Raw genomic sequence first — 5,408 nt, forward strand, 5'->3', positions numbered from 1 at the left:
ATAGCTCTAATGAATCTAAGATAAATCGAAAAATATCTTTATTTTGGATTAAATCATCAGTTTTAATGATCATTAATTCTTTAATTCTTTAATTATTAATATTTCTTCTGATATACCCATTATGGTTGGGAGGGATAAAACTCTATCCTTTATTTTTTGTAAATTCATATTAATTACCTTAATAAAATGATCCGTTAAGGGGAATATGTGCACTGTTAGGATCTGATTTGAATGTTCCCCATGTCCCATCAGTTCTATAATTTTGCCCATTTATAGTATTTTTAATACTAGCCGTTGGGCCATTTGCTGAGTTAGCTGTTGGCCATTTTGCTTTTGTAGTAGGATCTATGCCATGTACTTGGTACTCTTGACCTTCATATCTAAACTTTCCGCTCAGGAAACGCTTAGGATCAGCATGCCAAGTATTTGGTATTCCTCCTTGTGTGGCCCATGCATCTATGTCTGCTTTATTTACCTTCCCATATCTAGCTAATTCTGATGGATCAGTTGGGCGTTTGGTAAAACGTCCTGTTTCATTATTACGCCAACGATTCGACTTACTATTAAAACTACAGCTCAAACCAAACGGATCTGGCTGAGTAAATCTACCTATATCTGGATCATAATACCTGAAAGTATTGTAATGTAAGCTGGTTTCTCGGTCTAAATATTGTCCCTGATATCTGAGGTTCTGCTTATGGATTCGTGTTCGATTTCATGAATCCGTTTACCCCAGAGCTGATAGCTGCATTCCCAGACGATGTCACCGCTTGCTACGATAAGCTCTTCTGGTGCACCGTTCAGATCGGTGTGGAAGTAGAATATTTCTTCATCTTCGCTACCTCTTTTATCTATACGCGCCAGTGGTTCGTAGCTGTTCTGGTCGGTGTAGATATACAGGCTGCTGTGCTGATTCGTGCCGGTTTCCTGAATCATTTTTAAGCCGTCCCACAGGAAGCGGGTACGGTTGTAGGGGTTGCCTGCGTTGTCTATAGCTGATGTTTTTCGATACGCCGGCCAAGGGCGTCGTAGACTCCGCCGTAACGCTGGCTGCGGTCTGTTTGTTCAATGCGTACTTCGCTCAGGCGGTGGTCGTCGTAGTGGTAGTGCTGGGGGGCACCGATGGTTTGTTTGTTATGGGTTTGACCGTGCTCATCGTAGCGGTAGTGGTGTCCTCTGAAATTCAGGAGCTGGTTATAGCAGATGACGTTCTGATTACTAGGGTCTAATTCTATTGGTCGTCTGTGATCTAATAGGTTGGTTGTGGCATCGTATTGCAGGATTTTCCTGTATCTGTGGTTGCGACAGCCTTCAATTCTGCCGGTGCGATCATAGTAGTAATCGGTCTGTCTGTGCTTGCTGTATATTTTGCTTACCAGACGGTCGAGGTTGTCGTACTGGTAGCTGCGTTTGATGTGTATATCGGGAAGAATCGAATTTTGATTACGCCGAATCTGCTTGCGTTGCAGGGCGGCTGTAATAATTATATTTTTTAAAATAGTTTGCAAGATTAATTCAATTAAAAAGCCTGTGCAATAAGGCTAAGATTTGTGTGGCAGGCAAAGCTTACCAACTATTTGCATGTTAATATTAAAGTTTAAATGCGTCTATATATTTAAGCCCGTTATAATTTTCTTTATAAGGTTTTTTTAACACTACTTCTCTTGCTTCATACCAAACTAAGGCATTGGTTTTGCTTATGCTTAGTTGATGACATTTGAGCGAGATTAATTTATCAATGAGTTCTCCTATATCAATCTATTTTTTCAATAGTTTATAATATCCAGTCAAATCTTTAATAATATAAATGTATAAAAATATATTTTTTATTTTAATCTTTTATAGTTAAATAATCTGAAAAAATTCTAAATATAGATAGTAATTCATTAAATGAAGTAAATTCTTCCCTTTTATTAATTTTATATTGATCAGTATTTAAATCTATTATTTCGGACATGCAACTTAGATTATCCCAAATAGTAAATCGGGCAATATAAATATCATTTTCAAAATCAATAACGATACTTTCTGATAAATCATTTTTATGATAAACATAAGAATAGTTAGTATGTTGGGATATCCAAAATTTAAATTTATTTAACATATTGATTGTATTTTCCTTTAATTTTTTCTACTTTAACACGAATGTTATTTGCTTTAGGCACCTCAGACACAGGAACTCCCTTACGTTGTGCTAAGCGACTTTCTAAAGAATTTGGTCCTACTATTTTTGCTTATTCTTGATTTGTGGGAATTATAAATTTTTTAGGAATATTAAATTCAACATATAAAGTTCCATTTTTTGCTTGTTTATCAAAAGCCTTAACATCTGCTAGGTAAGTCATGTGAGTAGTTGTCCCTGTTATGTTTTGTATTGTTTTATCGCTATCTATTATTTCTTGATATTCTGCTGCTGCCATCCAGTTGCCAACTGTAACTAATGATAGTTGCCACGGAACAATCCAAATCAACCCATTAGGCGCATACTGATACAGATTAAATTCTTGCGAATAATTTAATACTTAGAGTAAAATTTGAATTCCTAAGATTAAAAAAATGTTCGAGCGTTATAAGTATTAGAGATTTTTCAAATAGATAACCTTTACATTGAGGATTTATTACAATTTAGAGGCTATTTATTCATAGTTCTTTTTATTAATAGCTGAATCCATGGATTTCCATTTTCTAATAATTGCTTATCTACTGAAAAATCGGCACTCGATTCAATAAGATGTGATAGTGACCAAGCTAATCCATAACTTTCATCATTACCAAAAAGGGTAATTAGTTTAGTTGCTTCTTCATTTGATAAAGGTGGTTGAATGTTATGTAAAATATTCTGATATTTTTGAATAAAGCCAATATTAGAACTCTCCTCTGAAGGCAAAGCCCCCATTTTAATAAGTTCATTAACAGATTGCCTCATAGAATCTCCAAATCATTTTTTCATTAATTCTGGATAGTTTGGTATAGCTAGTAATTGCACGCCAAACCATTTCCCCTTGTTCATTAGTGAGCTCAATTGGCAGAATATTGGTTAAAGTCGCTTAAATATAATCTGAATTTAAAAACAAAAAAATCCGAAAAAATATAGAAGATCTTTCCAGCTTTTTTATTAAAGTAATGCATATATTTTCTTTAACTGTTCACAATATTTTTTACTATAAGGTATTTTGATTTTTTTTAGATAATTAATCAGGTTACCTGCATCGCTAGTAATTAAATAATATTCTAATAAATGAATAATAAGAAAATCTTCATAGGGATCATCCACTGAAATAGTGACATCCTTCTCATCATTTCCTTCTTGTTCATCTGGTTCATCCTGAAGGACGACTAACTTAATTGCTATATACTTCAAAAAAGAAGTAAGACTATTCGACAATATGTTTTCTAAATCAGATAAAGTAGCGCCAGATAAATGGATTTTATTTGCATCATATTCGAACAATACCGATGGCAATTCTTCTCCGTTTGTCGTAATTTTATATTTTTGTTCCAATTTATTTAATGCTGTTTTATATAATGAGCTATTTATAAAATATTGAATTTCATTAATATTTACCATTGATTAGCATCCTTTATTATATTTATAACATCATAATCAGTATGCCTATACGGATCAACTGCTTCATGCTCCCACGGAGTTAATTTTGCAAGATTGTCATGATTATGAACATTGTCACCACCAACCTATTGTAAAATACCTTTATGGTGTAATTCTATCTGTACATCTTTTGGTTTCCTTTTTGCTGGATTTTCTATTATTACTTCAACTTGTAATTTGGGTGCTTTACCCTCCTTTATTAATTTAATATTATTTTTCGAATACATACTAGGATTATTTTTAGCTTTATTTTTCCAAAATTTCTTTCTTGGTGTACGCCAACAACTCAATTCTCACGGAGCATAGTATCAGAACGTATTGTAATGTAAGCTGGTTTTTCTGTCTAAATATTGCCTTGATATCTGAGATTCTGCTCTATGGGCTCGGGTTTGATTGCCTGAATGTACTTTCCCCATAACTGAAAGCTATATTCCCAGAGTAATTCGCCGTTTGTATCGGTTAGCTCTTCCTGATAGGCATTTAGGTCGGTGTGGTAATAGCGGATATGCTGTTCTTGGTTGCCGTTTGTGCCTATCCATGCCAGTGGTTCGTAGCTGTTTTGGTCGGTATAGATATACAGGCTACAGTGCTGATTCGGGATGGTTTCCTGAATCATTGTTAAGTTGTTCCACAGGAAGTGGGTACGCTTGTAGGGGGGCCTGCGGGTCTAGCAGATGTTTTCGATGCACCGACTTAATGAAAATTTATTTCATCTATATTTTTAATCCCATCTTTCATCTATATAGGGAGTTATACTTTCTATAATTAAAAACTTTGATTTACAGTAAAGCTGTAATTTATCATGTTTAACGGTTATTTCAGAATAATCCGTAAAAGAAGTGATCGTTGGTGAACAGAAAAAACCAACTCTTGAACCAGACATATTTAACTGAACTATCTCATTAAAAGTAATAATTAAACTTAATGCATTAAATCCAACTTTATCCCATTTTTTAGGGTAAATTTTGGGAATTTCCTTGCAAGTTAAATGGCATTTCACCTCTGAATAGCTTTCAAATGAAACACTATTCAATTCAATAGATTGAAAGTTAAATTCATTATTAAACATAAATTGAATTTTTTCTCTGCCTAACGCGTTTTTAAACCACATATCAATTCCTTAAGAGAAATTATAATGACCATGAGTTCCAGAAACATGATCAGTATTCAGGTTATTTGAAAGTCTAACATTAAAGTGTGGCTCAGCACCATGATCTGATTCTGCTTTAGTGTGCTAAAGACTATAATATTGAATAAAAATGGATTTTTTGTTTTTATCAATAAATTCATATTGTCGAGTCTTTATTGGTTGACCGTTTCTAGCGATCATAGTATTGCCATTACATCTCGTAAAGATAGTCGTGTAATGGCTCTAGGCTATTGATTCATCGGTATACCTGCATTGTGCTTAACCTGTCTAAATGGATCTCTTCGACTTTTACTATCATACGATGTTTTCTTATTTTTTACCCCACATGCTTTTAAACCAAATGGGTCAATCAAGTCAACCCATTAGGCGCATACTGATACAAATCAAGACACCCAGCAATCCTATCGGGTCAGGCTGAGTAAATCTACCTATATCCGGGTCATAATACCTGAAAGTATTTTCATGCAGTCCAGTTTTTCGCCTAAATATTGTTCCTGATATCAGAGGTTTTGTTCTATTGATTGGTGCTCAATTTCCTGATCCCGTTTTCCCCATAACTGAAAGCTACATTCTCAGAATAATTCGCCGTTTGCATCAGTTATCCCTTCCGGACAGCCAAATATATAAAATTTAATAGAATCTAAAATAATT

At 34.2% G+C, this 5,408-nt stretch carries 9 protein-coding genes and 2 pseudogenes; all 11 read right to left on the bottom strand.

What is annotated here, in order from left to right; translation table 11 throughout:
* Nucleotides 1–178: 178 nt before the first annotated feature.
* Nucleotides 179–580, bottom strand: coding sequence for a hypothetical protein (locus A9G42_RS00765; RefSeq protein ID WP_065652358.1), 402 nt, complete (start codon nucleotides 578–580; stop codon nucleotides 179–181).
* An 83-nt stretch (nucleotides 581–663) separates the two neighbouring features.
* Entirely contained in the window at nucleotides 664–936 is a 273-nt protein-coding gene (locus A9G42_RS13080) for an RHS domain-containing protein (RefSeq protein WP_065582484.1), read from the bottom strand.
* Nucleotides 937–989: 53 nt separating this feature from the next.
* The gene (locus A9G42_RS13505) at nucleotides 990–1,508 is read right to left on the bottom strand and encodes a hypothetical protein (RefSeq protein WP_141675214.1); all 519 of its coding nucleotides are present in this window, start codon (nucleotides 1,506–1,508) and stop codon (nucleotides 990–992) included.
* A gap of 323 nt (nucleotides 1,509–1,831) precedes the next feature.
* A complete protein-coding gene (locus A9G42_RS00785) occupies nucleotides 1,832–2,104 on the bottom strand; it encodes an immunity protein TriTu family protein (RefSeq protein ID WP_065567519.1) in 273 nt (90 codons plus the stop codon).
* Nucleotides 2,094–2,471, bottom strand: a pseudogene (locus tag A9G42_RS14575) (TreTu family toxin). The gene A9G42_RS00785 and the pseudogene A9G42_RS14575 overlap by 11 nt, the downstream one beginning before the upstream one ends.
* A gap of 161 nt (nucleotides 2,472–2,632) precedes the next feature.
* Complete coding sequence (locus tag A9G42_RS00795; RefSeq protein WP_065582283.1) at nucleotides 2,633–2,926, bottom strand: hypothetical protein; 294 nt, start codon at nucleotides 2,924–2,926, stop codon at nucleotides 2,633–2,635.
* A gap of 189 nt (nucleotides 2,927–3,115) precedes the next feature.
* A complete protein-coding gene (locus A9G42_RS13085) occupies nucleotides 3,116–3,568 on the bottom strand; it encodes a hypothetical protein (RefSeq protein WP_081302168.1) in 453 nt (150 codons plus the stop codon).
* 125 nt (nucleotides 3,569–3,693) lie between these two features.
* On the bottom strand, nucleotides 3,694–3,897 hold the full coding sequence (locus tag A9G42_RS14580) for a hypothetical protein (RefSeq protein WP_176700441.1): 204 nt from the start codon (nucleotides 3,895–3,897) through the stop codon (nucleotides 3,694–3,696).
* A 53-nt stretch (nucleotides 3,898–3,950) separates the two neighbouring features.
* Nucleotides 3,951–4,223, bottom strand: coding sequence for an RHS domain-containing protein (locus A9G42_RS00805; protein ID WP_065582282.1), 273 nt, complete (start codon nucleotides 4,221–4,223; stop codon nucleotides 3,951–3,953).
* Between the two features lie 105 nt (nucleotides 4,224–4,328).
* Entirely contained in the window at nucleotides 4,329–4,718 is a 390-nt protein-coding gene (locus A9G42_RS00810; RefSeq protein WP_065567493.1) for an Imm50 family immunity protein, read from the bottom strand.
* Nucleotides 4,719–4,727: 9 nt separating this feature from the next.
* Nucleotides 4,728–5,237: pseudogene (locus tag A9G42_RS14585) on the bottom strand (HNH/endonuclease VII fold putative polymorphic toxin); the annotation flags it as partial.
* Nucleotides 5,238–5,408: the final 171 nt, after the last annotated feature.

The organism is Gilliamella sp. Nev6-6 (genome assembly GCF_001690605.1).
Taxonomy (GTDB): domain Bacteria; phylum Pseudomonadota; class Gammaproteobacteria; order Enterobacterales; family Orbaceae; genus Gilliamella; species Gilliamella apicola_C.

Bases quoted from the DNA above. Each gene is read 5' to 3' on its own strand.
- A9G42_RS13080 (WP_065582484.1), bottom strand. From the start codon at position 936: ATGATTCAGGAAACCGGCACGAATCAGCACAGCAGCCTGTATATCTAC.
- A9G42_RS00785 (WP_065567519.1), bottom strand. From the start codon at position 2,104: ATGTTAAATAAATTTAAATTTTGGATATCCCAACATACTAACTATTCT.
- A9G42_RS00795 (WP_065582283.1), bottom strand. From the start codon at position 2,926: ATGAGGCAATCTGTTAATGAACTTATTAAAATGGGGGCTTTGCCTTCA.
- A9G42_RS13085 (WP_081302168.1), bottom strand. From the start codon at position 3,568: ATGGTAAATATTAATGAAATTCAATATTTTATAAATAGCTCATTATAT.
- A9G42_RS00805 (WP_065582282.1), bottom strand. From the start codon at position 4,223: ATGATTCAGGAAACCATCCCGAATCAGCACTGTAGCCTGTATATCTAT.
- A9G42_RS00810 (WP_065567493.1), bottom strand. From the start codon at position 4,718: ATGTGGTTTAAAAACGCGTTAGGCAGAGAAAAAATTCAATTTATGTTT.